The following is a 25552-nucleotide window of genomic DNA, read 5'->3' as shown; positions in this document are numbered from 1 at the left end:
ACACCCCTATGACCACAACCCCTTGGGTACGCCGTAACAAGGCCCTGTCCGCCGCCTTGCTGAGTGCCGCACTGGTACTCACCGGCTGCGGCAGCGACGACAAGGACACCGGCAGCACCGCCGCCCCGGCCGCGACGACCCGTACCATCACGGCCGGCAACGGCACCGTCACGATCCCCGCCGACCCGCAGCGCGTGGTGGCGCTCGGCAACACGAGTCAGCCGTTCATCGACATCGGCGGGAAGCCGATCGGCGTCACGGAGCTTTCCGCGTCCGAGCTCGACCCCATTCCCGCGGACCAGAAGGCCACGTACGAAGCGGCCACCAGACTCGGTGCCGACACCGCCGAGATCGACCTGGAGAAACTCGCGGGCCTGAAGCCGGACCTCATTCTGGTTCAGGTACCGGACGCCGAGTTCGAGGGAATCAAGAAGCAGCTGGAGACGATCGCCCCGACGGTCTTCTGGGGGCTCGACACCGAGTGGAAGGCCTTCGCCGACGCGCTCGCCGAGGCCGGCAACCTGACCGACTCGCTGAGCACGCAGAAGGTGGCGTTCCAGGGCAAGGTCGCGAAGATCAAGGAGACCTACCCCCAGATCATCGCGGACACGAAGTTCGTCGCTGTCGACCGCTGGGACAACTCCGATCCCGGTACGTTCGTCATCACCGACTTCGGCTGCATCGAGATCGCCGCGGACGACATCGGCCTGAACTCCCCCAAGGCGGCCGCCGGCGCCGATCCTCTGGGCTGGGCGGACCTGCCGTTCGAGCAGATCGCCGGACTGTCGAAGTACGACGCGATCCTGTACCCGGTCGACGCCGCGGGACAGCCGAAGAAGGCCTTCGCGACGGTGACCGAATCCAACACCTGGAAAGCGCTGCCGACCGTGACCTCCGGCCGTGCGCTCGGCGTCTTCTGCCCCGGCAACAACTCCTACGGGCCCGTCCTGCAGTACCTGGACTCGCTCGACACCGCACTGGCGTCCCTGGCCGCCAAGGAGTGACAACCCTCGCCCTCCGGCGGGACGGTCCGGGCACCATCACGGCGCCCGGACCGCGTCGCCGTCTGCTCGGCCTGGTGGCAGCACTGCTGGCTCTTCTGGCTCTGCTGGTGCTGAGCGTCATGATCGGATCGACGTCGATCGCGCCGTCTGCGGTGTGGGACGCCCTGTTCCATCCAGCGGCCGACATCGATCAGTTCGCGATCCGCGACTACCGGCTGCCGCGTACCGTCGTGGGTTTGATCGTGGGGGTTGCGCTCGGCCTGTCGGGCGCGTTGATCCAGGCGCTCACCCGCAATCCCCTGGCCGATCCGGGCATTCTCGGTGTCCATGCCGGTGCGTCCTTCGCGGTGACGGTCGCCGTGGGTGTGCTCGGCGTCTCCGACATTCAGGGCTACATGTGGTTCGCGTTCGCCGGAGCACTGATCGTCACGCTCCTGGTGCTCGCGCTCGGGTCGACCCGGCAGGGCCAGTCGCCGGTGGTCATGGTGCTCGCCGGGGTCAGCGTCGGCGCGGTGCTCGGCGGCGCCCGGGAGGCGCTCCAGCTGACCAACCCGGCAGCCTTCGACGCGATGCGATCCTGGAACGCCGGTTCGATCGTGGGCCGCCCGCTCGATCTGGTGTGGCCGATCCTGCCGTTCCTCGCGGTGGCACTCGTTCTCGCCCTCGCGGTGTCGGGCTCGCTCAACGCCATGGCCCTGGGCGACGACCTCGCCGCCGCGCAGGGCGTCCGCCTGGCGCGTACCCGGGTCCTCGCGATCATCGCGCTCACGCTGCTCGCGGGCGGCGCCACCGCGCTCGCCGGACCCATCGGCTTCGTCGGACTCATGGTCCCGCACGTGGCCCGCTGGATCGTCGGCCCGCATCAACGCTGGATCTTCGCCTACAGCATCCTTCTCGCCCCGAGCCTGCTGCTGGCCTCCGACATCCTCGGCCGCGTCGTCATGCGGCCCGGTGAGATCCCGGTCGGCATCGTGACCGCCTTCGTCGGAGCCCCCGTCCTCATCGTGCTGGTCCGGCGGAAGAAAGCGAGCGGGCTTTGAGCGCGCGCGGTGTGCTGGTGCTGCGGCGCCGGCGAGTCGCGGTACGCCTCGACCGGCGCTCGCTCGTCGTCTGCGCGGTCCTCGCGGCCGCGGTCGCCGCCGTGGCGGTGCTCGCGCTGATGACCGGCTCGTATCAGCTCGGCCCGGGGCAGGTGGTCTCCGCGCTGGCCGGTGGGGAGAGCGGGCTGGTGCACGACATCGTGGTCGAGTGGCGGCTGCCGCGGGTCGCCGCGGCGGTGGTGTTCGGTGCCGCGCTGGGGGTGAGCGGGGCGGTGTTCCAGTCGATGCTGCGCAATCCGCTCGCCGACCCCGGCATCATCGGGTTCGCCCAGGGCTCCTACACCGGCGCGCTGATCGTGATCCTGGTCGTCAACGGCAGCTACCTACAGCTCGTCGGTGGGGCGCTGCTGGGCGGCATGGCCACTGCCGTCGTGGTGTACCTGCTCGCCTACCGGGGAGGGGCGCGGGGATTCCGGCTGATCATCGTCGGTATCGGCGTCTCCGCGATGCTGGGGTCGATCAACACGTGGCTGATCCTCCAAGCCGATCTGGAACAGGCGATGGCCGCGGCCGCGTGGGGTGCCGGCTCGCTCAACGGTGTGTCCTGGGGCCAGGTCGTCATCGGCGGCGCCTGCATCGCCGTACTTCTGCTGCTGGCGGCGATGCTGAGCCGGCCGATGCGGCAGATGGAACTGGGCGACGACGCGGCCGCCTCGCATGGGGTACGCGTGTCGCCGACCCGTCTCGGACTGATCGTGGTGGGCGTGGCGCTGACCGCGACGGTCACCGCCGCGGCCGGGCCGATCGCGTTCATCTCGCTGGTCGCGCCGCAGATCGCCCGCCGGCTGGCCCGTACCGCCGGGATCACCCTCGCACCCGCGGCCTTCGCCGGCGCGCTGCTGTGCCTGGCGGCGGACTACATCGCCCAGCACGTCGCCCCGACCCCGCTGCCGGTGGGGATCATCACCGTCATGCTCGGCGGCGGTTACCTCGGCTGGCTGCTGTTCGTCGAAGCCAGGAGGCGTCTGTGAACACGCCGCCCGCGGTCCCTCCGTTCGAGGTCGGGGTGGACGAGCGTCCCCGGAGGTTCGTCGCTCGCGTCATCTTCTCGCTGCCACGGGTCACCATCCCCGCGATGCTGCTGGCGATCGTGTGGCAGGTCGGCGAGTCGGCGGTCCCGGTGGTGATGGGACTCGCGATCGACCGGGCGCTGGCGACCGGGAACGCCGGACAGCTGGGGTTGTGGCTCGGTGTGCTGGCCGCCCTCTACATCGCGCTGACGGCGGCGGCCGGGCTCTCACTGCGGCTGACCGCTCATGCGGTGCAGCTGCTGCAGCACCGGATCCGCGGCACCCTCTCGATCGGCGTGCTGCATCCGTCCGGCGGCGCCGCCCACGCGCCGGACGGCGGCGTGGTCTCGGTGATGACGAACGACGTCGCGCGCCTGTCCAACGCGGTGATCCTGGTGATCATCCCGGTTTCGAGGATCATGGCCATCGGATTCATCGCCGCATCGCTGCTGGTGACGCACTGGCTGCTCGGACTCGTGGTGCTGATCGGGGCACCGGTCGCGGTCTGGCTGATGGGCGTGCTCAGCGGGCGGCTCTCCCGGGACACCCGCGAGTACCAGGCACTGCTGGCCTCCACCGTCGGGCAGGCCACCGACCTGGTCGCCGGATACCGGGTGGTCAAAGGCGTACGCGCCGAGGCCGAGGCGACCCGACGGTACCGGCAGGCCAGCCGGCTGACCCTCGTCGGCGCCACGCGCAACGCGGGCCTGCTGGGACGGTTCCTCATGGGCTCGGGCGTGGTCAGCGGCACGTTCGTCGCCGCGGTGATGGGGCTGGCCGGCTGGTTCGCCGTGGACGGGCAGCTGAGCATCGGCGGGCTGATCACCGCCGTCGGCCTCGCCCAGGCCCTGTTGCCGCAGATCCAGGCGATCGCGAGCATTTCCATCCCCAACCTGGCCAACGCCCGCGCCGCTGCCGCACACATCCTCGACGTGCTGAGGGACAAGGCCACTTCAACACCCAAGACCACCAACACCGGGGTACGGGAGATCACCGCGCTCCCGGCACTGGAGGTGTCCGCATCAGGAGCGACGATCCGGGTGGAGCCCGGAGAACTGGTGGGAGTGCGCGCCGGCGACAAGACCGCCGCCCGCCTCGTCGAGGCGCTGCTGGACCCGCGGGCCGGCGGCGGCGAGACGCGGCTCGACGGGGTCGCGGCACGTGAGCTGTCCCCGGCCGAGTTCCGCTCCCGGGTCACCGTCGCACCGCACCGCGCCACGCTGTTCAGCGGCACGCTCCGCGACAACGTCGCCGTGACCGCGGGAGCGCCCGAGCGGGTGGACGCCGCGGTGCGCGCGGCGGCGTGCGACGACTTCGCCCCCGACCTCGACGTCCCGGCCGGTGAGGGTGGCAACCGCCTCTCCGGCGGCCAGCGGCAGCGCATCGCGCTCGCCCGGGCTCTGGCGAGCGACGCGCCGGTGCTCGTACTGCACGACCCGACCACCGCTGTCGACGCGGTCACCGAGCACGCGATCGCGGGCCGGCTGCGCGGTGCCCGGGCGGGCCGCTCGACGCTGCTGATCGCCTCGGCCCCGGCGCTGCTCGCTGCCTGCGACCGCGTCGTCGACCTGCTCGGGGAGGAGCCGGCACTCGACAGGACCGCGCTCGACAAATCCGTGTTCGACAAGCCGGGGACACCATGACCGCGACGACGCAGCAGGCACTGCCGGTGGCGAGTGGCCGGGAGACGGCGCGGGAGGTGTGGCGGCTCAGCCGCGGGCATCGGCTCCGGCTCGCCGCCGTCGCCGGCCTGGGGATCGTCAGCGCCGCCGTCGACCTGATCGGGCCGGTCGCGGCCGGTTTCCTCGTCGACCGGGTCCAGACGGGTACCGCCGGCCTCGGCACCGTATTGACCGTCGCCACGACGATGGCGGTCGCGGCAGTGCTCGGCGCCGCCGGCACCGCGGCGACGATCGTCCTGGCCACCCGCGCGTACCACGCCATCCTCGCCGCGCTGCGCGAACAGCTGGTCGCCCGCGCTCTGACGCTGCCGCAGCACCGGGTGGAACGCGCCGGGACCGGGGACCTGATCTCGCGGTCCAGCGACGACGTGACCGCCGTCGCCGATGCCGCCCCGGCGGTGATCCCGGTGGTCACCGTCACCGCGTTCACCATCGTCGTGTCGCTCGGCGGGCTCGCGGCGCTGGAATGGCCCTACGCTGCCGCGTTCGCCGTCGTGCTGCCGGTCTACGTGCTGGCCATGCGGTGGTATCTGCGCACCGGCCCGCCGGTGTACCGCGCGGAGCGGGCGGCGATGAGCGCCCGCGCGCAGCAGATCCTCGAATCCCAGCGCGGATACGCCACCGTGCTCGGCTTCGGGCTCACCGAGCAACGCCACCGCGCAGTGATGGCCGCCTCCTGGGGTGTCGCGGTGCAGTCGCTGCGCGCCCGGACCGTGCAGAGCATGCTCAACGCCCGCCTCAACGTCGGCGAGTGCCTGAGCCTGGCCGCCGTGCTCGTCGTCGGGTTCGTCCTGATCGAGGGTGGAACCTCCACCGTCGGCGCCGCCACCACCGCGATGCTGCTCGTGCTGCGCCTGCTCGGACCGGTCAACCAACTGCTGTTCGTCATCGACACCCTCCAGTCCGCCCTCGCCTCGCTGAGCCGCATGATCGGCGTCGCCACGATCCCGGCGGATGCCGCGGCCGGCCCCAGCCCGGCGGGTGCCGCGGCTGGCCCGAGCCCGGCGCCCGGCGCAGGTACCTCCGTCCGGCTGCACGAGGTCGCGTTCAGCTACGACGACGGCCCGCTCGTGCTCGACGCTGTCACCCTCGACATCGGTTCCGGTGAACGCGTAGCCGTGGTCGGCGCCTCCGGGGCGGGTAAGACGACACTCGCCACCGTGATCGCCGGCATCCACCCACCCGATGCCGGAACCGTGGCCCGGCCGGAGCGCACGGCAGTCATCACCCAGGAGGTGCACGTGTTCGCCGGCTCCCTGCGGGACAACCTCACGCTCGCCGCACCGGATGCCACCGACCGCGAGATCGAGGACGCCATGGAGACGACCGGATCAGCCGGTCTGTTCGACCTGTTGCCGGACGGCCTCGACAGCGTGGTCGGGGCCGGCGGACATCCGCTCACCGACGCCCAGGCACAACAGCTCGCGCTCGCCCGCCTGCTGCTCGCCGACCCGGACCTGGCGATCCTCGACGAAGCCACCGCCGAGGCCGGATCCGCCCACGCCGGCCTGCTCGACCGTGCCACCGATGCAGCCCTGGCCGGTCGCACCGGGCTGGTGATCGCCCACCGGCTGTCCCAGGCCGCCGCCTGCGACCGGATCGTGGTCATGGAGCACGGCCGGATCACCGAGGAGGGCACCCACGACGAACTCCTCTCCGCACACGGCATCTACGCACGGCTCTGGGAGGCCTGGGACTCCCGCCGAGGCAGCGCCTGAGCGGGAACGGCGTCAATCGATGACCTGGGCCAGTTCGACCATTTCCGGTCCGGGCGCACCCGGCAGCAACCTGGCCGTGCGCGCTCGCCCCGGCCGGACGCCGCCTATTTCTGTCCTGGCAGATAAGGGTCGGCCCAGGCGCTGATCACCCGGGCGGCTCGCTGGGCCTGGCCGGGAGCGGTCAGCAGGTGGTCCGACCCCTCCAGCGACACGAAGCTGCGCGGATGCTGTGCCGCCTGGAAGATCCGGCTGGCGTTGGCGACGTCCACCGTGCTGTCCGTGGGGGAGTGCATCACCAGCAGGGGCAGTCCGAGCTCCACCACGTGATGGCGCAGCTCGGCACGGCGGAAGTCCTCCACGAGACTGCGTTTGAGGATCAGCGCCTTGCCGCCGACCAGCCACTCGGCGTGGCCGTCCTCGAGGACCCGGTCGACGAGGGCTTCGTAGTGGCGTTCCACGTTTTTCGGCTCGAACGGCGCGCCGATCGTCGCGACCGCCCGGACGCTGGGTGCCCGGCCTGCCGCGGCGATCACCGAGGCGCCGCCGAGGGAGTGGCCGACCAGGATGTCCGGCGGGGTCCCGCGTCCGGTCAGGAACTCGGCGGCCAGGACGACGTCGTCCACCTTCACGTCGAACGAGCCGTCGCCCCAGTCGCCGTCCGAGTCGCCGAGGCCGAGCGCGTCGAAGCGGAGCATCCCGATGCCTTCGGACGCCAGCTGCTTGCACGTGCGGGATGCGCCCGGCGAGTCCTTGCTGAGCGCGAACCCGTGGGCGAACACGCCCCAGCCGCGAACCGGCTCGGCGGGCGGGTCGATGAGCCCGGCGAGCTCGGGTCCTCGGCTACTGGCGAATCGCACGCGTTCGGGCACGCCTGGATTTTAAGGGCGCCATCCGGAGCCGGGCGACGAATAGATGCTCCTTGATGTCCGGGAGCGCTCCCGCGTAACATCTACGCAATCTCGCACCCTTGTCCAGGAAATCCCCATCCGGGCAGTCGAAGCGATTCGACGAACACTGAGTGATCCCCACGAGATCGGACCAGCCATGTCCAGACGTACCCTCGCCCTGTCCCTGGCCGCGACCGCGGCCATCACCGCAAGCACCGCCCTGGTCGCGGTCATGCCGGCCGCCGCGGCCGCCGGATGCCGCGTCAACTATGCCGTGACCAGCCAATGGTCCGGCGGGTTCGGCGCCTCCGTCACCATCACGAACCTCGGCGATCCGCTGACCTCGTGGGCGCTGGTGTGGTCCTACACCGGTGGACAGACCGTGACCCAGGCGTGGAACACCACGCTCACCCAGTCCGGATCGACGGTCACCGCGCGTAACGCCGGGTACAACGGGTCGATCGTGACCAACGGCACCGCGTCGTTCGGCTTCAACGGCGTGTCGACCGGCAGCAGCAACCCGGTCCCGGCGTCCTTCACGCTCAACGGAACCGCCTGCACCGGGGGTGTGACGAATCCGAGCCCGTCAGCCACCACTCAGCCCAGCACCGGAGTGCCCTCGGACGCGGCCTGGGTCGACTCCGGGCAGTGGGCGTCGTGGACCAGCAACGGGTACACGCTCTACAACAACATCTGGGGCTCCGGCGCCGGCACGCAGACGATCTGGGCCCGGACCGGCACCAACTGGGGTGTCGTCGCGAACCACCCGCGGACCAGCGGCGTGAAGTCGTACCCGAACACCGGTAAGACGCTGAACCGGACGCTGAGCTCACTGTCCACGCTGAGCAGCTCGTTCAACGTGAGTGTGCCCAGCAGCGGCGACTACACGACCGCGTACGACATCTGGGCCAACAATCACGCGTACGAAGTGATGATCTGGACGAACCAGGCCGGCGCGGTGGGTCCGATCGCGGAGCAGTACGACGCGAACGGCGCGGTCCCGAACGTCCGCAATCTGTCGGTCGGCGGGCACACCTGGAACGTGTACCGGGGCTCGAACGGCGCGAACGCGGTCTTCTCGTTCGTGCGGACCAACACCAACGCCGGCACGATCGACGTCCTGGCCGTGCTGAACTGGCTGCGCACCAATAACTGGTGGGGTGACGTGACGGTCGGCGAGGCCCAGTTCGGCTTCGAGATCACCGGCACCGCCGGGCAGTCGAACTTCACCGTGAACAGCTTCTCGCTCAACTACAGCTGAGATGAACTACAGCTGAGGTGAAGTGTGGGCCGGGCGAACCGCCCGGCCCACCACATCTAAAGGATCAAGGCTGCGCGGTCATCGCGATCAGCGACTCGTCCCACGCGACCTCGGAAGCGGTCAGCCCGTCGTTGTACGCCCGGGCCGGAGCACCGCGCCCGTTCGACGGCATCACGAACTTGTAGCCGACCTGCCGGACAGTGCCGATCATCGTCTCGCAGCGCGGCCCGAGCTTGGCCCGCAGGCGACGCACGTGCACGTCCACGGTACGAGTACCGCCGAAGTAGTCGTAACCCCAGACCTCACGCAGCAGCTGGTCACGGCTGAACACCCGGCCGGGCTGCTGGGCGAGGAACTTCAGGAGCTCGAACTCCTTGTACGTCAGCGCGAGGTTCTCGCCCCGCAGCCGGGTGACGTAGCTGTGCGGGTCGATGGTGAGGTCGCCGATCTGGATCAGCTCCTCGCCGGCGGTGCTCTCCAGCCCGCGCCGGCCCACCACGAGGCTCAGCCGGGCGGCCACCTCGGCGGGGCCGGCCGTGGTCAGGACGAAGTCGTCGATGCACCAGTCGACACCGATCGCGGCCAGGCCGGCGTCGCGTACCAAAGCGATCAGCGGAGCGGTGATGCCGCTGGCGCGGAGCGCGCGGCAGGTCGCGCGGGCCTGGCTGAGCTGCCCGGTGGCGTCGATCACGACCACGGCAAGATCAGGCTCCTTGATCGCCTCCGCCCAGCTGTCGCGGGGCGCGACCTTGACGGCGTGCGGGAGCAGGTCGAGTACCGGCAGCACATCGAGCTGGCTGTCCGTGAGCAGGAGGAGATTCATGGCACCCTTCCGATCATGGCGGCGCCGGTGGAGCTGCGCTGGTCTGCACGCTAATCGCGGACTGTTACCAACGGATATCGCGCAGGGTCATGGTCCAGACGAGCCAGCGGTGATGCTGCTATCACCACGGGCGACAGCAGCATTGCCGCAGAGGTGAGTGCCAATGCCGTACCCAAGCCGGTGTGAGCAGCGAGAAGACCGCCCAGGAGCGACCCCAGCGGGGTCGTCCCCATGCCGGCGAAGGTGATCGTCGCGGCCACCCGGCCCTGCAGCGCCGCCGGCGTGACCGCCTGGCGCACCGCCATGACCGTGACGTTGACCAGCTGGCCGAAGATCCCGAAGACCAGGTTGACCGCGATCAGAATCGCCACGGTCGCGGCGGAATCGCCGTGCAGCGCGGGCACGATCAGCATCACGCCGTCGCCAAGGAAAGCGGCCGTGACCAGCACCGGGCCGTACCCGAAACGGCTCGGCAGCCGCGCCGCGAGCAGTGACCCACCGAGCGCGTCCGCACCCGTCGCGGCCAGCACCACGCCGATGACCGGGCCGGGGAGTCCCAGCTGGCGCGGCAGGAAGAGCAGGTAGACCGTCATCGTCGCGGCGAACGCGAACTGGAACGCCGCCGACGCCAGGCAGATCGCGCGCAGCACCGGGCTGCCGGTGATGAAACGCACGCCCTCGCGCAGCCGGGGCCGCCGCGCGATCGGCTCCCGGACCCGGATCCGGCCGATCCACCACGCCGAGACCGCGAACAGCACCGCGCTGACGGTCGCGGCGACCGGCGCCGACAACGCCACCAACGCGGCACCGAGCGCCGGGCCGCCCATCTGCGCCGCCGACCGGCTTCCCTCCACCAGGCTATTGCCCCGCAGCAACTGGTCGCGAGACACCAGCCGGACCAGCGCCGCCTGATAGGCCACATCGAAGAACACCGACAGGGTGCCGACCACGACAGCGGCTGCCACCAGCACCGGCACGCCGAGGCCGCCCCAGAGGGCGGCCGCGACGATCACCGCCATCACCGCGGCTCGGGCCAGGTCGGAGCAGGCCATGACGGTACGCGTACGCCAGGCGTCCACCCACACCCCGGCGAACAACGCAACCAGCAGCAACGGGGCCTGCCCGGCCGCCCGCAGCACGCCAAGCTGGTTCGCGCTCACGCCGAGCGTCATGACCGCGATCAGCGGCAGAATCACCAGGCTGGTGTGCTCGCCGAACTGGGATGCGGTCTGGCCCAGCCAGAAGCAACGGAAGTCACGATGACGCAGCACAGAGGAGTCCTCCCGGGGCAGCACGCGATGACTTGATGCGTCAGCGCGTGCTCAGCAACCGGGTGTGCAGGCATTCACAACGGTCACGATAGCGGTTGGCGGCTGCCTCCGGAGGACGCCAGCAGCGCCTCCACCACGAGATCCGCGTCGGCGTCGGCGACCCGCTCGGGATATTCCGGCAGCAGGTCGTCCCAGACCATCAGCCACGAACCCAGCATCTGCGACTGGCCCTGCGGCCGTCCGAAGAACCAGATGTGCAGATGCGCGCCACCGTCGCCGAGGCGATACACGTGGGCGCGGGCGATGTGCTCCAGCGCCTGGACGTGGCGCACGATCCGGACGCTGAGCAGCCCCAGCTCGGCGGCGAGCTCATCCGGGAGATCGGCCATGTCGTAGTGCTCGCGGGGCATCAGCATCAACGCGAGCGGCACACCGCGGCCACCGATGCGGGTCAGCCGCCAGCGTTCGTTGAACCAGATGCCCTCGTCGCGCCGGCCGCAGCTGCCGCAGTCCGCCGGGTCCTCACCGTGCCGAGGCGGCTCGGGCAGCACCGGCGGGCGCAGCGGGGTGACCCGCAGCCCCTCCTGCTCGAACGGGCTGATCTCCCACCCCGTCATCCGCGCCAGCGGAAGCCGGCGCTCATCGTCCGCGGCGGCGAGGGCGTGGTCGTGGAACTCGTCAGGTCGCAAAGCCATAGGCGAAGGCTATCGATCAGCGTTGTCCCCATGAAGAACGCCGCCTGACGGATCCGTCAGGCGGCGTGCGGCGCGTTGCGCCTTTCTCAGACGTCGCTCTTCCTCAGACGGTACGCGGCCGCGCCGAGCGTCACGACGACGTAACCGGTGAAGACGGCCAGCCCGGCCCAGGGTGACAACGACCCGTCCGACGGGTTCACCGACATGATCGCGCTGCCGGCGTTGCTCGGCAGGTACGGCGAGACGGACTCGGCGAGCGAGCCGGGCAGCAGCATCACCAGGCCCGGCAGGATCAGCAGGACGCCGGCCAGCGTCGCGATGCTGCCCGCGCTGGACCGCAGCAGCATCCCCAGCGCCACCCCGAGAACGGCGACCAGACCCAGGTACGCGCCGGCACCGGCCAGAGCCCGCAGCACGCCCGCGTCACCGAGGCCGAGCGCGGTCAGGCCGCTGTCCAGCAGCGGGTTCCCGGCCAGGAACGCGACGACAGCGGCGATCGTCATGACCGCGAACGCGGTGCCGCCGGCGATCAGCGCCTTGGCCCACAGCACCGGCAGCCGGGCCGGAACCGCGGTGAACGTGGCCCGGATCATCCCGGTGGAGTACTCGCCGGCCGACAGCAGCACCCCGAGGACACCGACAGCGAGCGCGGCCAGGGTCGTCCCGGACAGGGCGAGGCTCACCGCGTCCATCCCGGTCGCGGAGTCACCGACCGTCGCTGCGATCAGGCCCAGAGCGACCACCAGCAGCGCCGAGACGCCGGTGGTCACCCAGGTCGAGCGCAGTGTGGAGAACTTCGTCCACTCTCCGGCGAGGACACCCCGGCGGGAGAGGCTCATCGTCGTCATCGCGCGAGCTCCAAACTGCTGGTGTATTCGACGGCCTCACGGGTCAGGTCCATGAACGCCTCTTCGAGGGAGACCGTCTGCGGGGTGAGTGCGAACAGCGGAATCCCGTGATCAGCGGCGATCTGACCGATCTGGCGGGCGTCGAGGCCCGACACGATCAGTTCCTCCGGCCCGGCCGGGGTGACCGTGACGTCCGGACCGGCGAGCAGCACGCCGAGCAGCGTGGTCGCGGGCGTGCCGACCTTCACGCCACCGCCCGCGGCCTGCGCCACCAGGCTCGCGACGCTGGTGTCGGCGAGCAGCTTCCCGCGGCCGATCACGACCAGATGATCGGCGATCAGCGAGGTCTCGCTCATCAGGTGCGAGGAGAGCACGACGGTACGGCCCTCGGCGGCCAGCCGGGCGAGCAGGTTACGCACCCACAGGACACCCTCGGGGTCGAGTCCGTTGACCGGCTCGTCCAGCATGACGACGCCGGGGTCGCCGAGCAGCGCCGCCGCGATGCCGAGCCGCTGGCCCATGCCGAGCGAGAAGTTGCCGACACGCTTGCCGGCCACCTTCGTCAGCCCGGCGAGCTCGATGACCTCGTCGACCCGCTTCTTCGGGATCCCGTGGGTGCGGGCCATGGCGAGCAGGTGATTCGCGGCGCTGCGGCCCGGGTGCACACCCTTGGCGTCGAGCAGCACACCGATCTCCTGAAGCGGGGCGGCATGCTCGGCGTACCGGCGGCCGTTGACCAGCACCTCACCGGTGGTCGGCGTGTCCAGCCCGACGATCATCCGCATCGTCGTCGACTTGCCGGCGCCGTTGGGCCCGAGGAAACCGGTCACCTGGCCGGGGTGGGCGGTGAACGTCAGCTGGTCGACGACGGTCTTGTCGCCGTACCGCTTCGTGACTTCCTTGACCTGGATCATCAGGCGCCTCCTGTCGCTTTCTGGATTCGATGGTTGCTCGCCGGCAGGCCCCGCTGCCTCGTCCGTACGCAGGCATTTCGCCCTACTGCAACGGTGGTAGCCGGCTGTATCGCTCGACGAGTGTGGTGCCGATCGAGGCGAGGCGGTCGCGCACAGTCGCGGGGCCGATCACCTCGATCCATTCGCCCAGCCCGGCGAGCTCACCGGCGAGGACGTACTCGTTGCTGCCGCGGATCACGACCTCGATGCGGCCGCCGGTGGTGGCGCCTCCCACTTCGAGCCGGGCGCCGAACGCCATCCGGAGCACGCCTATGCCATCGGGCGTACACAAGGCCTGGGTTTCGAGGGGTGTTCTTTTGCGGTCGACCTCGTCGGCGATCGCGCGCCAGCTGGCGGCGAGGTCGAAGTCCGCGGGCCGGTGCACGGGATCGCCGGTCGGGCCGGCGGACGACACCCGGTCGATCCGGAAGGTCCGCCGGCCGGCATCGGTGCCGGCTACCAGGTACCACGACGGCCCTTTGGCGACGATGCCCAGCGGGTGGACGGTTCTCTCGGTCTCGGCGCCGCTGCGGTCGACGTAGCCGAGCCGCACCTGCACGCCGCGGATCACCGCGTCCTGCAGGTCGTCGAGCAAGCGTGGCGGCCGGGGCTCGACCGGGCTCGACCCCCACCGTTGCGGGTCCAGGACCAGCGACGACGCCGCTGCCTCGGCCTGCAGCCGGAAGGGTTCCGGCAGGGCACGGACCAGCTTGCGCAGAGCGGCCTTCACGGCCGGCGTGGCCGCCGAGGCCGGGCCGGCGACCAGGAACAGGGCACGGGCCTCACCCGCGGTCAGCCCGGACAGGTCGGTACGGGCACCGCCCACGAGACGCCAGCCGCCGCCCCGGCCCTGCAGGGAGTACACCGGCACCCCGGCCGTGGACAGCGCGTCGAGGTCGCGCCGGGCGGTGCGCTCGGAGACCTCCAGCTCCCGGGCGACCTCTGCCGCTGTCACCTGCTCCCGCTGTTGCAGGAGAAGAAGGATGGCCATCAACCGGTCAGCTCGCACACTGACAAGACTCCCCAGGAAAGCGGTCAGGGGATGACCGGTTTCGGTCCGCAGGATGGCGGCATGACCTCACCGGATTTTCCCGAACCCACCCTCATCGCCGTTAACGGTGTGGAACTCGAAGTCTTCGAAGCCGGTCGGCACAACGCGGGAAGACCCATCGTGCTCTGCCACGGCTGGCCGGAGCTGGCCTACTCATGGCGGCATCAGGTACCCGCCCTTGCCGCAGCGGGTTACCACGTCATCGTCCCGAACCAGCGGGGTTATGGAAGCTCGTCGCGTCCGGCCGACGTGACGGATTACGACATCGAGCACCTGTCAGGTGACCTCGTCGCTCTCCTCGATCACTTCGGATACGACGACGCCACCTTCGTCGGCCATGACTGGGGTGCGATGGTCGTCTGGGGCCTGACCCTGCTGCATCCCCACCGTGTCAACGCCGTGGTTAACCTGAGCCTGCCGTACCAGGAGCGTGGTGCGAAACCCTGGATCGAGGTCATGGAAGAGGTGCTCGGCGGCGACTTCTACTTCGTCCACTTCAACCGGCAGCCCGGCGTCGCGGACGCCGTCTTCGACGAGAACACCGTTCCGTTCCTGCGCAACCTGTACCGGAAGAACGCGCCCCCGATGTCGTTGCTCGACCTCGCCACTGCGGAGACAGCACTCGGCGAGCCGGTGATGAGCGACAGCGAACTGGCCGTCTTCGCCGCCGCCTTCACGTCGACAGGCTTCACCGGCAGCATCAACTGGTACCGCAACCTGGACCGCAACTGGCACCTGCTGGCCGACGTGGACCCCGTCATCCGGCAGCCCGCCCTCATGATCTACGGCGACCGCGACCTGGTCGCGAAATCCGAACGGCTGGCCGACTTCGTGCCCAACGTGGAAGTGGTCAACCTGGACTGCGGCCACTGGATCCAGCAGGAAAAGCCGGAAGAAACGACCCAGGCGATCCTGAAATGGCTGGACCAGATCTGATGAAAGGCAGAGGGTCCCGCTCGTGATGAGCGGGACCCTCTGCCGTGCGGCATCAGGCCTGCGGCAGGGCGGCGACCAGCTTCTCGGTGAAGGCCGGCAGGTCGTCCGGGTTGCGGCTGCTGATCAGGGGGAATCCGGCGGTGTCCACCACGATCTCCTGGTCCACCCAGGTCGCGCCGGCGTTGGTGAAGTCCGTCGCCAGCGACGGCCATGACGTGATGGTGCGGCCCTCGACCACGCCTGCCTCGATGAGCACCCATCCGCCGTGGCAGATCACGGCGATCGGTTTACCGGCGGCGGCGAACGCTTTGACGAACTCGACGGCCGGTTTCTGCGTACGCAAGAGGTCGCCGTTGGGGACACCGCCCGGCAGGACCAGCGCGCTGTAGTCCGCTGCCTGGGCCTCGTCCAGAGTCACGTCCACGTCGAAGGTGTCAGCCTTGTCGAGGTGGTTGAAGCCCTGCACGGTGCCCGGCTTCAACGAGACCAGCGCCGGCGTCGCCCCGGCTTTTTCGACGGCCTGCCAGGGCTCGGTCAGCTCGGCCTGCTCGATGCCCTCTTCGGAGACAAGGAAAGCCACTCGTGTACCTACGGAGATCGTCATCACTGTCCTTTCCACGATCCGATACGACTGCGATGCCCGTCGCAGCCCCACCAAAACATGCCTCCGACGCCCAGGCCGGCCCCCTGCTGCGCGATGAACAGGATGCTGCCGGCCACCCCGCGCGCCCAGGGTCAGCGTGGTGTTACACCCGCTGCAGGTGTAACCACTTTTCGCGGTACGTCGCTCTGCCCACTCCCGGCGCCAGGCGGCTTCTCGTGCCTTTCGGGCTGCCCCGCCGGCTCAAGTGCACAAGATCTAGACAAACGAGCCTGTCACCTAGTTAAACGGCGCGCAGCGCTCGCTTCGGCAGCGTCGACTCGGCGGACTCGCCGAGTCTGGCCAGGACCGCATCGCGATATGCCTGGCTGTGGGCGGCGATGGCCTTGCGGCGGGCGAACCAGCGGACGATCTCGTGATACCGGTACCGCTGATAGCCGGCCGGTTCGACCAGGTGCGCGTCGACCAGTGACTCCATCAGGCGTTCTGCCTCGGTCTCCGGCAGGTCCAGCAGCCGGGCCGCCGCCGCGGCCGTGATCTCCTCAGCCTCCGGGAGAGCGACCAGGCCGAACGCCACCGCCGCCAAGGGGTCGGCGGCGCGCAGCAACGCCAGGTCGCGTTCGAACGGGGCCTCGACGCGGATGCAGTCCTCGTGCAGGGCGACCGGCTGGCGCATCTCCACCCGCAGGCGTTCGCCGATTGACGCCACTGACCACGTCGGCCTTGCGGCCAGGCGTTCGGCGCCGAGGCGTACCGCTAAAGGCAGGTGAGAGCAAGCCGCCGCGAAGCGTAAGGCGGCGTCGTGTTCGGTGTTGACGCGGTCGCGGCCGGCGATGCGGCGGAACAGTTCGACGGACTCCTCCGGTTCGAACGCCGGCAGGGTGACCCACTGGGTGACCGGCAGGTCGGGGATGCGCCGGCTGCCGGTGATGATCGCGGCGCTGCCGGTGCCGGCCGGCAGCAGCAGACGCAACTGCTCCGCGGTTGCCACATGGTCCAGCATGATGAGCAGCCTGCGGCCGCAGGAGACGGTACGCCATAACGCCGCCCGCTCACTCAAAGCGTCCGGGACCTCCGTGGCCGGCACACCGAACGAGCGTAGGAAACCGGTCAGCACCACACCGGCGTCCCCGCCCGCGCGCAGGTCGGCGTAGAGCTGCCCGTCCGGATACGACGGCCGAACCCGGTGAGCGAGGTGGATGGCGACGGTGCTGGTGCCCATGCCACCGAGCCCGACAAGGCCGACGACCGGGGCGCTGACACCCGGCGTCACCAGCAGCTCGGCGAGCTGGTCGAGCAGTGCGGCACGCCCCACGAAGTCCCGGTTGCCGAGCGGCAGCTGCTCCGGCACCAGCACCCCGGCCGCCGGACCGACCACGGCCGGCGCCGGCATCCCGCCCGCCGGCAGAACCGCAGCCGGCCGCTGCGAACCGGCCGCCAAAGAACCAGCCGCCAGAGAACCAGCCGCCTGCAGAACCGGCGACAGCTCGCCGACCAGGATCCGCTGGTGGATGTCGCGCAGCGCCGCACCCGGGTCGAGCCCCAGCTCGTCGGCGAGCAGATCCCGGATCCGCCCGTATTCGGCGATCGCCGCGGCCTGCCGCCCGGTCCGGGACAGCCCGAGCATGTACAGCCCGCTCAGATTCTCGTCGAGCGGATGCTCCTCGACCAGCGCGGTCAACTCCGTCACCGCCACGCCCGCCCGATCCGAGGCCACGTCCAGGGCGAGCCGCTCCTCACTGGCCGTCTGCCGTTCCCGCTCGAGCCGCACACGCTGGGCGGCGGCGTACGAACCCGGAACGTCGGCCAGGGCCGGCCCCTGCCACAAACTTTCGGCCTCGTGGAGCAGCTGGGCGGCCTCCCCGGGGTCGCGCGACGCGCGGGCCTGCGCCACCGCCGCGGTGAAGTCCGCCAGGTCCAGCGTCCCGGGCTCCAGCCGCAGCAGATAACCGCCGCCCGCCGTGACGATCACATCGGCGCCGAGGACCTGCCGCAGCCGGGAGACGTAGGTACGCAAGGTCAAGGCACTGGTACGCGGCGGATCGTCACCCCAGACCGCGTCGATCAGCGCTTCCAGGGTGGCCTGCCGGCCCTCGCGCAGCACCAGCGTGGCCAGCACGGCACGCTGCTGCGGGGTGCCGAGATCGAGCTCCTCGTCTGCTCGCCAGGCCCGCACCGGGCCGAGTACCGAGATCCGAAGAGGTGTTGTCATGCCCCCTATTCAAGCCGGTCGCTGCGACCCGTCGCCACCGAGCTGACCTGCGCATCTACTTTTCGCCAACTCTTCGTCGACATCGTGCGGCGCTTAATGGCGGCACAACAGCCAGGCATTGCAGAGAGGCCGATCCACGTGAGCAGCACTCCCGGTACTTTTTCCGCGGCCGACATCGCCGCACTGACGGCGACCGTCGCCGGTCCCGTCCTCGTGCCCGGAGACGAGGGCTACGCGGAGGAGATCCCCACCTACAACCTGACCGTGGTGCACACCCCCGCGGTGGTCGTCGGCGCCACCAGCGCCGCCGACGTGCAGGCAGCCGTACGGTTCGCTGCCGCCCATGACCTGCCGGTGGCCGTCCTCGGCGCCGGGCACGGCAGTTCGGTGTCGTCGGCCGGTTCGGTGCTGATCACCACCCGCCGGCTGACCGGCCTGGCCATCGACGAGACCGCGAAGACCGCGCGGGTCGAGGCCGGTGTGCGCTGGGGCGAGTTCGTCGAGCAGGCGTCCAAGCTCGGCGTGGCCGCGCTGAACGGCTCATCGCCGACCGTGACCGTGGTCAGCTACACCCTCGGCGGCGGCCTCGGCCCGTTCGGCCGCAAGTACGGGTACGCCGCCGACCACGTCACCGCGCTGGACGTGGTGACCCCGGACGGCGAGCTGCGCCACGTCACCGCCGAGACAGAGCCGGACCTGTTCTGGGCGCTGCGCGGCGCGAAGGGCAACTTCGGCGTCGTCATCGCCATCGAGTTCACCGTTTTCCCGCTCCAGGCGTTCTACGGCGGCGGCATCTTCTTCCCGGGTGAGCTCGCCGGTGAGGTGCTGCACCTGTTCCGCGAGTGGACGAAGGACCTGCCGGAGGAGATGTCCGCCTCGGTCGGCCTGCTGCACCTGCCGCCGGCGCCGTTCGTGCCGGAGCCGCTGCGCGACCGCCTCGTCGCGCACCTGCGCATCACCTACCTGGGCGGCCCGGCCGACGGCGCTGTCCTGGTGCAGCCGTTCCGCGAGCTGGGCACGCCGATCATCGACGCGGTCGGGCCGATGCCGTACGCCGCGATCGCCGCCGTGCACAGCGACCCGGTCGACCCGCTGCCGATCTACGAGCACGGCGCCCTGCTGCGTGAGCTGCCGGCCGAGGCCGTCGACACGATCCTCCGGTACGCCGGTCCGGGCTCCGACTCGCCGCTGGTCCTGGCCGAGGTACGGCACATGGGCGGGGCGCTCGCGCGTACCCCTGAGGTGCCGAACGCGGTCGGCAACCGTGACCAGACGCTGTACAACGTCTTCCTGGTGGCGGCCGGAGGGCCGCCGGACGCGGCCGCGCTGCACGCTTACGAGCAGAAGCTGATCGACGCGCTCGCGCCGTGGTCGACCGGTCGCCGGTACCTGAACTTCATGTTCGCGAACGATGCCGACCCGCAGACGGCGGCGCTGGCCTACGCGCCGGAGTCCTATGAGCGCCTCGCCGGCATCAAGCGGCGGTTCGACCCGGCCAACCTGTTCCGCATCAACCACAACATCCCGCCGGCGAACTGACGCCTCTCGTGGCGTGCGAGCTCCGGCCGCACGCCACGGTCGGGGGCTGGCGCGGCGCAGGCCCGCTGGTGCACGCTGACTCACATGACGGCCACCAGCCAGATCAAAACCCGATCTTTGGTACGCCCTAGAGCCGCCGCCAAGCTCGTGCTGTTCGGCGTCCTCGGCCTGAATCTCGTGTTCGTGTGGCTGATGTTCTTCACCTCGGACGTGCCGCAGAAGAACACCCTGATCACCATCGGCCGGTTCCTCGGGCTGCACGTCGCGCTGGTGATGATCTTTCAGCTGGTGCTGATCGCCCGGCTGCCGTGGCTGGACCGCCGGCTCGGCATGGATCAGCTGACCACGATCCACCGCTGGGTCGGCTTCACGCTGTTCTGGACGCTGCTCGCCCACGTGGCGTTCATCGTGACCGGCTTCGCCCAGCTCGACGGCAACCCGGTGCCGGTGCAGATCATCAGCCTGGCCGGATCGTTCCCGGTCCTGCTCGGCATGATCGCGTTCCTGATCGTCGGCCTGGTCGCCGTGGTCTCCGCCCGGTACGCGCGCCGCCGGCTGTCCTACGAGGCCTGGCACGCCATCCACTTCCTGCTCTACCTGGTGATCGTGCTCGCGCTGATCCACCAGATGTTCGAGATCACCACCTTCACCGTGTCGTCGCTGTCCCGGGCGTACTGGTGGCTGCTGTGGACACTGGCGATCGCCGCCCTGCTGATCGGCCGGATCGTCATGCCGCTGGTCCGCAACGCGCGCCACCAGTTCCGGGTCGCTGCCGTGGTTCCCGAGGCCGACGACGTGGTGTCGGTGCACGTCACCGGCCGGCACCTCGACAAACTTCCGGCGCTGGCCGGGCAGTTCATGCTGTGGCGTTTCCCCGGGCACAACGCGTGGTGGCAGGTCAACCCGTGGTCGCTGTCCGCCGCGCCGAACGGGGTGTCGCTCCGGCTGACCGCCAAGGCGATCGGCCGGACCAGCGCGGGGCTGCGTGACCTGCCGGTCGGCGCGCGGGTCTTCGCCGAGGGCCCGTACGGCGCGCTGACCAGCCTCGCCCGCACCAAGCCGTCGAGCGTGCTGATCGCCGGCGGCATCGGCGTCACCCCGATCCGGGCCCTGCTGGAGGAACTGACCGGTCCGATGACCGTGCTGTACCGAGTGCCGACCATGGGCCACGCCGTGCTGATCGCCGAGCTGCGCGCGCTGGCCGGCATGCGCGACGCCGAGCTGCACGTGCTGACCGGCCGCACCGGCGAGGGCTCTCCGCCGAACACGCCGTTCGCACCGCAGAACCTCGAGCGGCTGGTCCCGGACATCCGTGACCGCGACATCTACATCTGCGGCCCGGAGGCGCTGACGGTGGCGGTGCTCAAAGCTCTGGGGGAGCTGGGCGTCGCGCGTACCCAGATCCATGCGGAACGGTTCCGCCTGGCCGGCTAGCGCGCCCGTGCGCTCTCGTAAAGCCGGTTGGCGGCGGCCGTGAACACGGCGACGTAATCGATGCGGTCGGGCAGCGTGGACCACTGGTCGCGGATGCCCTCGTTGAGGGCCAGCAGTTCGAGGACGAGCTGCTGCGGATCCGTCGTCCCGGCGAGCTCTCCGGCAGCGATGCGCTCGCGCACGAACGGGACCAGCGTGTCCAGCGCGGCCTCCAGGTTGCGACGGGCGCGGCCCTCCACCGGATGGCCTTCGACGCGCGAGGCACCGGTGAGCATGACGCGGAATCGCAGCAGGTCGGGCTCCTGCGCGGCGAGGCGGACGACCGCGATGAACTCGTCGAACAGGGCACGCACCGAGTCGGTGGGCAGCTTGATCGTCTGGTAGACCTCCTCGCGACGCTCGACGACGGCCATGAAGAGGTCGTGCTTGGTGGCGAAGTGGTGCAGCACGCCCGCGTCGGTCACCCCGGCTGACCGGGCGATGTCGGCGATGCGGGCGCTCTCGTAACCCTTGCGGCCGAACTCGCTGGTGGCGGCGGTGAGGATCCGGGTCCGCCGGGCGTCGCCGCGGGCGAGCCGGTGGTCGCCGTCGGGGGGACGCTCTGAGCTCTCCACCCCCGAAACCCTACGAGACGTCGTCCCGGGTGGCGACCAGGTGGTGCCGCCGACCTGGACGGATACCTGATCCACCGGCTAACTTAGTCGCCACTAGGTTGAGGTACTCATAGACGCATGACTCCACCCCCGCAGAGAAACAGGAGGTCGCGTGAGCGCGATCATCGCCGGAACCTACAACTCCAGGGACACCGGGGGCATCCCGCTCACGGCGGGCAGTTCGACCCGCGCCGGGGTGCTCTACCGGTCGGACGCGCTCGCCGGCACCACCGGCAACGGCGTAGACACCCTGGCGGCGAGCCCGATCGGTACGATCGTCGACTTCCGCAGCGACCTGGAGAAAACCGGCGCGCCGAACCGGATCGGCTCGGCACGTGAGTTCGCCGTCGTGGAACTGCCGTTGCTCCAGGGGTCGTTCACGGGCATGCCGTCAGCGGCCGGCCTCGACGAGGCCGCGATGCGAGCGGCCTTCGCGCGCCTCCCCTCGCTGGCCGACATCTACGTCCAGATGCTCGGCTCGGCCGCCGAAACCTTCGCCGAGGTCGCACGACTCGTCGCCAGGCCCTCCGACGAAACGCACGGCGGTGTGCTCGTGCACTGCACGGCCGGCAAGGACCGGACCGGCGTGGCCGTCGCCCTGCTGCTCGATGCGGCGGGCGCGGACCGCGGCGCCGTGATCGCCGATTACGTGCTCAGTGAAACGAACCTCGCCGGCGAGTGGGCCGAACTCATGCTGGCACGCCTGAAAGCCTGGGGAGTACCCCTCATCCCGGCGATCACGGACCTGGTCACCGCCACACCGCCAGAGGCGATCAAAGCCGCTTTCGCCTGGCTCGACGAGCGCGGCGGCTCAGCCGAATATCTGCGCGGCGGCGGCCTGTCCGACGCCGACCTCAGTGCCCTGCGCGAGCGCATCGCCGGCTGAGACATCCCTCGCTGCCGCCTTTCCGTATGGAGGGGCGGCAGCGGCGAGGGTGATCAGGTGGGCGGCGAAGCCGTGCGGGGCGCGGCCGAGGCGCCGGCTGCTGGTGATGACCGGGCAGCTGGTGTCGGTGACCACCCGGGCGCCGCGGTGGCTCATCCGGTCGATGAGGTCGCGGTCCTCGCTGTGCGGCAGCGGGCGAAAACCGCCAGCTGATTGATACGCGTCTGCCGATATGCCCAGGTTGGCGCCGTGCGCGTGATCGTGCGCGGTGCCACGGACCGCGTCGTGGTACCCGGTGTCGTAGGCGGCCTGAAGGTCGGCCGGCCAGCCCTGCCAGTCGTGCACGACGACGGTTCCGGCGAGCAGGCCGGCGCCGGCGTCGGCGTGGCGCAGCTGCCATGTCAGCCAGCCGGGCGGTACTCGGCTGTCCGCGTCGGTGGTGGCCAGCCACAGTCCGTCCGGACCGTGGCGCAGTGCGTGGCGCATCCCGGCGGCGCGGGCCCGGCCCACGTTGCGGGCCGTCGTGGTCAGCACGGTGGCACCCGCGTCGCGAGCGAAGGCCGCGGTGTCGTCGGCGCACGCGTCAGCGACGACGATGATCTCGACCGGCACGGGTGCGACCGCCAGGGCGGCGGTCGCGATGCTGTGCAGGCAGGCGGTGATCGAGGCGGCTTCGTCGTGAGCGGGCACCACCACAGCTATCCGGGTCACACCAGACCTTCACGCTGGGCAACGGAGAGCGAAGAAGACACCGAAAGCGAAGAGGGGTCTCGGGTGTAGACCTCCAGCAGGAAGTCGGCTTCCTCCAGCCGCGACTGGCGGGTCAGGCCGTCCGTCGCCGCGAGGACCGCGTGGACCTCGTCGCCGGAGCGGGCGTGCTCCTCGACCGGCCAGCGCCAGTGCACCGCCACCAGGTCGCCGCCGGGCTCCAGCGAGGCCACCGTCCGCTCGACGAGCGTGGAAAGGTCGGCGTTGCTGAAGTAGTAGCCGATCTCGGAGAGCACGATCAGGTCGAACGATTCCGCGGGCCACTCGTGCGGCACCGCGGCCTCGCGGACCGTCACCTGCGGCTGCCCGGCCGCCCGGGACGCCGCGGTGCGCACAGCGGCGCCGACCGCGTCGACGGCCAGCAGGGAATCGCAGCGGCCCGCGAGCAGCGCGGTGAGCCGTCCGGTGGAGCAGCCGGGTTCGAACGCCGACCGGTATCGGGGCCGGGTCAGCGCGGCCACCGTCAGGGCGTGTTTGCGGGCGTCGTACCAGCGGGTCTCGAAGTTCCACGGGTCCGCGCTGCCGGCGTACATCCGCTCGAAGTAGGTCACCGGTGTGGTCACGTGAAGACCACCTCGAACGGCCGGGTGAAGCGGGCGAGGATGTGCGGCGGCAGGATCGCCGCGTCGGCCTCGGCGGGGCCGAGTGCCGCGATCTGGCTGGGGAATGCGGCTATCGCCGCCGCTTTCGCAAAGCGCGCGGCCGCGGTCAGCTCGATCCTGCGAGCCCGATCCCAGGGTACGGCCGGATCGCCGGGAGCAGCCCAGTGCCAGGTCCAGATCGGGTACTCCAGCAGCCGGGCCCCGGTGGCCGCACAGGCTGCCGCGGCTGCTCGTCCGACCGCCTCGTGGTCGGGGTGGCCGTCCTCGCGCCAGGTGGCCAGGCACCAGCGGCCCGGGGTGAGCAGCGCGGTCAGTTCCTTGGTGACGATGTTCTCGTCGATGCCGCCGTCGGGCTGGCCGAGGCGGTGCACGGTCGTGTCGCGCAGGCCGAGCCGGGACAGGGCCTCGGTGGTCTCGGCGCGCCGGATCTCCGCGAGCTCGGCGGGGGAGTGGACGGTGGAGTGCGGGTGCGAGGCCTCGCCGTCGGTCACCGCGACCAGATCGGCGCGGCCGAGCATCGCCATCAGACCGGCGACGCCGAGGATCTCGTCGTCCGGGTGCGGGGCGACGACCAGCGGCGGCTCGGCCGGGTCGAGGGCGAGCGGCGGCCAGGCCGACATCGCCGGCCACGCCCGCCACCGCTGTTCCGGGGTGCCCTCGTCGACGATCGGCTTCACCATGGCTGCTCCGCCTCCGCGACCAGGCGGCCGAGTTGTTCCAGGTCGGCCTCCGCGTGGCTCTGCCGCAGATAGACGGTCAGGTCGGCGACGCGCTGAGCGTGCTGCACGTCGCGGCAGAGCGGCCCGGCGCCGAGCATCCGCCCGGCCCGGTCGAGTACCTCGGTCGCCGACCTCTCCACGACGGCTCGGACCCGCAGGGCCAGCCGGTGGGCATGCGCTGCCGGGTCGGCGTCGATGATGGCGGCCGCCTCGAACAGCACGGCCCGGGCCGCGGCGATCGCCGCGTCGACGGCGTCGAGGTGGGCCAGGCCGTGCGGGTCGAGGTCCTTGCGGCCGGCGGCGGCGTGCAGGGTGTCGGCGATGCCGAGGGCGCCGCCGTACCAGCAGGCGGCCACGCCGATGCCGCCGTGCCAGAAGCCGGGCCGGTTCACGTAGTCGCCGGGTTCGCCGACCGGGCGGGCCGGTGCGGCGGTGAATCGGACGGTGCGGCTGTCGCTGCCGGCCATGCCGATCGCCGGCCAGGTGCCGTCGAGGGGCACGGCGTGCGGGGCGGTGTTGCGGACGGCGAACAGCCGGGTGCCGTCCTCGGCCGCGGCGGTCACCAGCGCGTGGGTGCACCAGACGGCACCGGAGCACCAGGGGCGGTCGCCGGTCAGCTGCCAGCCCGTGCTGGTGTGCTCCGCGCGTACCGAAGAAGGAGCCGCCGCCCAGACGCCCCAGCGCTCGTCCGTCGGGGTTTGCCTTGTTTCATCAAGCGAAGCGTCGCGAAGCGACGCGCGGATCGCCATCGCGTCCGCGTGGCCCTCGCCGAGCCGGGCGGTGACCAGATCGGTACGGCCGAGAGCGGCCAGACCGCGAAATCGTTCCGCGGTCCGGCCACTACCGGGAAAAGGCAATTCCGGAGTGTTTCTCACCTGAACGTATTTTCCCTCCGGCAA

Annotated in this window: 24 protein-coding genes; 10 read left to right on the top strand and 14 right to left on the bottom strand. The window is 70.7% G+C overall.

What is annotated here, in order from left to right; translation table 11 throughout:
- Positions 1-8: 8 nt before the first annotated feature.
- From B0I29_RS18785 to B0I29_RS18765, 5 genes are read left to right on the top strand one after another with little or no spacing between them, the layout of a single operon-like run.
- A complete protein-coding gene (locus B0I29_RS18785) occupies positions 9-1004 on the top strand; it encodes an ABC transporter substrate-binding protein (protein WP_111650320.1) in 996 nt (331 codons plus the stop codon).
- Positions 1001-2044: a FecCD family ABC transporter permease gene (locus B0I29_RS18780; protein WP_245972609.1), complete on the top strand. Its 1044-nt coding sequence runs from the start codon at positions 1001-1003 to the stop codon at positions 2042-2044. Before B0I29_RS18785 ends, B0I29_RS18780 begins: the two co-directional genes overlap by 4 nt.
- Positions 2041-3075 carry a FecCD family ABC transporter permease gene (locus B0I29_RS18775; protein ID WP_111650319.1) on the top strand — a complete coding sequence of 345 codons (1035 nt, stop codon included), beginning with the start codon at positions 2041-2043 and terminating at the stop codon, positions 3073-3075. The genes B0I29_RS18780 and B0I29_RS18775 overlap by 4 nt, the downstream gene beginning before the upstream one ends.
- Entirely contained in the window at positions 3072-4757 is a 1686-nt protein-coding gene (locus B0I29_RS18770) for an ABC transporter transmembrane domain-containing protein (RefSeq protein WP_220091346.1), read from the top strand. Before B0I29_RS18775 ends, B0I29_RS18770 begins: the two co-directional genes overlap by 4 nt.
- Positions 4754-6514: an ABC transporter ATP-binding protein gene (locus B0I29_RS18765; protein WP_111650318.1), complete on the top strand. Its 1761-nt coding sequence runs from the start codon at positions 4754-4756 to the stop codon at positions 6512-6514. The genes B0I29_RS18770 and B0I29_RS18765 overlap by 4 nt, the downstream gene beginning before the upstream one ends.
- A gap of 104 nt (positions 6515-6618) precedes the next feature.
- Here the strand turns inward: B0I29_RS18765 and B0I29_RS18760 are convergent, their stop codons facing one another.
- The gene (locus B0I29_RS18760) at positions 6619-7383 is read right to left on the bottom strand and encodes an alpha/beta hydrolase family protein (RefSeq protein WP_111650317.1); all 765 of its coding nucleotides are present in this window, start codon (positions 7381-7383) and stop codon (positions 6619-6621) included.
- A gap of 175 nt (positions 7384-7558) precedes the next feature.
- Here B0I29_RS18760 and B0I29_RS47730 point away from each other — a divergent pair, with 175 nt between their 5' ends.
- Entirely contained in the window at positions 7559-8662 is a 1104-nt protein-coding gene (locus tag B0I29_RS47730) for a cellulose binding domain-containing protein (protein WP_220091345.1), read from the top strand.
- 64 nt (positions 8663-8726) lie between these two features.
- Here B0I29_RS47730 and B0I29_RS18750 read toward each other — a convergent pair whose 3' ends face one another.
- The 6 genes from B0I29_RS18750 to B0I29_RS18725 all read right to left on the bottom strand — a co-directional run bounded on the left by B0I29_RS18750 (position 8727) and on the right by B0I29_RS18725 (position 14243).
- The gene (locus B0I29_RS18750; RefSeq protein WP_111650315.1) at positions 8727-9485 is read right to left on the bottom strand and encodes a response regulator transcription factor; all 759 of its coding nucleotides are present in this window, start codon (positions 9483-9485) and stop codon (positions 8727-8729) included.
- A 50-nt stretch (positions 9486-9535) separates the two neighbouring features.
- Complete coding sequence (locus B0I29_RS18745) at positions 9536-10756, bottom strand: MFS transporter (RefSeq protein WP_111650534.1); 1221 nt, start codon at positions 10754-10756, stop codon at positions 9536-9538.
- A gap of 83 nt (positions 10757-10839) precedes the next feature.
- Positions 10840-11451 carry an HIT family protein gene (locus tag B0I29_RS18740; protein ID WP_111650314.1) on the bottom strand — a complete coding sequence of 204 codons (612 nt, stop codon included), beginning with the start codon at positions 11449-11451 and terminating at the stop codon, positions 10840-10842.
- Between the two features lie 86 nt (positions 11452-11537).
- The gene (locus B0I29_RS18735; RefSeq protein ID WP_111650313.1) at positions 11538-12299 is read right to left on the bottom strand and encodes an ABC transporter permease; all 762 of its coding nucleotides are present in this window, start codon (positions 12297-12299) and stop codon (positions 11538-11540) included.
- Positions 12296-13213 carry an ABC transporter ATP-binding protein gene (locus B0I29_RS18730; protein ID WP_111650312.1) on the bottom strand — a complete coding sequence of 306 codons (918 nt, stop codon included), beginning with the start codon at positions 13211-13213 and terminating at the stop codon, positions 12296-12298. The genes B0I29_RS18735 and B0I29_RS18730 overlap by 4 nt, the downstream gene beginning before the upstream one ends.
- Positions 13214-13295: 82 nt before the next feature.
- Complete coding sequence (locus B0I29_RS18725) at positions 13296-14243, bottom strand: helix-turn-helix transcriptional regulator (RefSeq protein ID WP_245972608.1); 948 nt, start codon at positions 14241-14243, stop codon at positions 13296-13298.
- A gap of 81 nt (positions 14244-14324) precedes the next feature.
- On the opposite strand from B0I29_RS18725, the gene B0I29_RS18720 reads away from it, so the two are divergent.
- The gene (locus B0I29_RS18720; protein WP_111650533.1) at positions 14325-15239 is read left to right on the top strand and encodes an alpha/beta fold hydrolase; all 915 of its coding nucleotides are present in this window, start codon (positions 14325-14327) and stop codon (positions 15237-15239) included.
- A gap of 52 nt (positions 15240-15291) precedes the next feature.
- Here B0I29_RS18720 and B0I29_RS18715 read toward each other — a convergent pair whose 3' ends face one another.
- Both B0I29_RS18715 and B0I29_RS18710 read right to left on the bottom strand, forming a co-directional pair.
- On the bottom strand, positions 15292-15843 hold the full coding sequence (locus tag B0I29_RS18715) for a type 1 glutamine amidotransferase domain-containing protein (RefSeq protein ID WP_111650310.1): 552 nt from the start codon (positions 15841-15843) through the stop codon (positions 15292-15294).
- Positions 15844-16123: 280 nt separating this feature from the next.
- The gene (locus B0I29_RS18710) at positions 16124-18052 is read right to left on the bottom strand and encodes an AfsR/SARP family transcriptional regulator (RefSeq protein WP_111650309.1); all 1929 of its coding nucleotides are present in this window, start codon (positions 18050-18052) and stop codon (positions 16124-16126) included.
- 138 nt (positions 18053-18190) lie between these two features.
- Here B0I29_RS18710 and B0I29_RS18705 point away from each other — a divergent pair, with 138 nt between their 5' ends.
- The gene (locus B0I29_RS18705) at positions 18191-19591 is read left to right on the top strand and encodes an FAD-binding oxidoreductase (protein WP_220091343.1); all 1401 of its coding nucleotides are present in this window, start codon (positions 18191-18193) and stop codon (positions 19589-19591) included.
- 84 nt (positions 19592-19675) lie between these two features.
- The gene (locus tag B0I29_RS18700; protein ID WP_111650307.1) at positions 19676-21025 is read left to right on the top strand and encodes a ferredoxin reductase family protein; all 1350 of its coding nucleotides are present in this window, start codon (positions 19676-19678) and stop codon (positions 21023-21025) included.
- Here the strand turns inward: B0I29_RS18700 and B0I29_RS18695 are convergent.
- The gene (locus B0I29_RS18695) at positions 21022-21639 is read right to left on the bottom strand and encodes a TetR/AcrR family transcriptional regulator (protein ID WP_111650306.1); all 618 of its coding nucleotides are present in this window, start codon (positions 21637-21639) and stop codon (positions 21022-21024) included. The genes B0I29_RS18700 and B0I29_RS18695 overlap by 4 nt on opposite strands.
- 151 nt (positions 21640-21790) lie before the next feature.
- Here B0I29_RS18695 and B0I29_RS18690 point away from each other — a divergent pair, with 151 nt between their 5' ends.
- Positions 21791-22564: a tyrosine-protein phosphatase gene (locus tag B0I29_RS18690; RefSeq protein WP_111650305.1), complete on the top strand. Its 774-nt coding sequence runs from the start codon at positions 21791-21793 to the stop codon at positions 22562-22564.
- On the opposite strand, the gene B0I29_RS18685 is transcribed toward B0I29_RS18690, so the two are convergent.
- From B0I29_RS18685 to B0I29_RS18670, 4 genes are read right to left on the bottom strand one after another with little or no spacing between them, the layout of a single operon-like run.
- Entirely contained in the window at positions 22490-23275 is a 786-nt protein-coding gene (locus B0I29_RS18685) for a glycosyltransferase family 2 protein (RefSeq protein ID WP_220091342.1), read from the bottom strand. The two genes, B0I29_RS18690 and B0I29_RS18685, sit on opposite strands and share 75 nt — an antisense overlap.
- The gene (locus tag B0I29_RS18680) at positions 23272-23895 is read right to left on the bottom strand and encodes a class I SAM-dependent DNA methyltransferase (protein WP_111650303.1); all 624 of its coding nucleotides are present in this window, start codon (positions 23893-23895) and stop codon (positions 23272-23274) included. The genes B0I29_RS18685 and B0I29_RS18680 overlap by 4 nt, the downstream gene beginning before the upstream one ends.
- Positions 23892-24614 (bottom strand): PIG-L deacetylase family protein, encoded by a 723-nt coding sequence (locus tag B0I29_RS18675; RefSeq protein WP_111650302.1) that lies wholly within the window; start codon positions 24612-24614, stop codon positions 23892-23894. Before B0I29_RS18675 ends, B0I29_RS18680 begins: the two co-directional genes overlap by 4 nt.
- Positions 24608-25528, bottom strand: a complete 921-nt coding sequence (locus B0I29_RS18670; protein ID WP_181557865.1) for an acyl-CoA/acyl-ACP dehydrogenase — start codon at positions 25526-25528, stop codon at positions 24608-24610. The genes B0I29_RS18675 and B0I29_RS18670 overlap by 7 nt, the downstream gene beginning before the upstream one ends.
- Positions 25529-25552 lie beyond the last annotated feature (24 nt).

The sequence above is a fragment of the Actinoplanes lutulentus genome (assembly GCF_003259845.1).
GTDB classification, from domain to species: domain Bacteria; phylum Actinomycetota; class Actinomycetes; order Mycobacteriales; family Micromonosporaceae; genus Actinoplanes; species Actinoplanes lutulentus.
The sequence above is the reverse complement of the archived record's forward strand: the minus strand, read 5'-3'. Positions and strand labels throughout refer to the sequence as shown.